Genomic DNA, 1,047 nt, shown 5'->3' with positions numbered 1-1,047 from the left:
TCCGAACTGTTTGCCTGGATGTACTAGTAGTACGGCCTCCACAATCTGATTGACCCAGTGATAGTATATTTCCTTCGGATCTTCTTCACAAAAACCGCCGGAGTCATTAATACCCAGAGAGTATGAGGTATCCACCGGATTCTCCGTGAAATAAGCATTGATAATAGCAATGGCTTCTGTTGCTGTGGCATTCGTCAAACATGGCTGCCAGCCAGCCCCTACTGTATCATCCCTTGGAACCGTCGGATAATATTCAGGATGGGTGGTTCCGTATATGGAGGGCGGGAACATCTTGTATAAATTGTGATGGAACTTATCCCTATAGTGCATGCGGTTTCGTTCCGACCACATGTTCTGTACGGCATAGCTGCTTTTGCCCTCTTCATTGATCGGACTGAATACACGACTCTTGAACGTCGGCTCCTGGATGACATCTCCAAATGGAACAACAAGAGTCGTTAGCTGTGGTACATCCTCGCCGTCCACACCTGGATACAACCAGCGAATACCTAGATAACGTTCAAGAAATTCGTAGACACCGAACTCCGTTCCCCATGCAGTCGGGCCTAATATGGTAATCGTATTCTCGTATGGGAGGATAACGAATCCATCGTCGTCCAACACATCAACCTTGTCTAGCGCATCCGGATCACTGCTTGCACCCGTCGTTCCCACATAGATACGCGCTTTGTCTTGAAGGGTGGGATTTGCCACATAGCTTGCTTCCGTCATGACAGGGAGCGTCACACCCGTGGATTGATACACATAATTAGTCAAGGACTGAGCGGCAGTTATCGTTCTTGTATCCGCGTAGACGGACGTAATGACAACGGCATACCCCTGACCACCGTAAACCAGGTCAACTCCGGGTACCCTCTCCTGGTTCCCTGTGCCAAATGGGTATATGGGGTTTTCCTTTCCAAGCACCGATCCCGTGAAGATTGGTGCGAATAAGGATACCGTTAGAACAAACACCAATAGCTTTGCCAACTGACTTACATGATTCATTCTCATCTTCAAGCTCATGCTCCTCTCATTGACTTTCTA

General features: G+C 48.1%; 1 protein-coding gene. It reads right to left on the bottom strand.

What is annotated here, in order from left to right; genetic code table 11:
- The coding region (locus tag AC1DWB_RS35990; protein WP_477545842.1) for a DUF4838 domain-containing protein at window positions 1–1,014 on the bottom strand (1,014 nt) is incomplete at its 3' end.
- Window positions 1,015–1,047 lie beyond the last annotated feature (33 nt).

The sequence above is a fragment of the Paenibacillus sp. P4_E11 genome (assembly GCF_056401635.1).
This window is presented reverse-complemented; position numbering and strand designations above follow the sequence as displayed.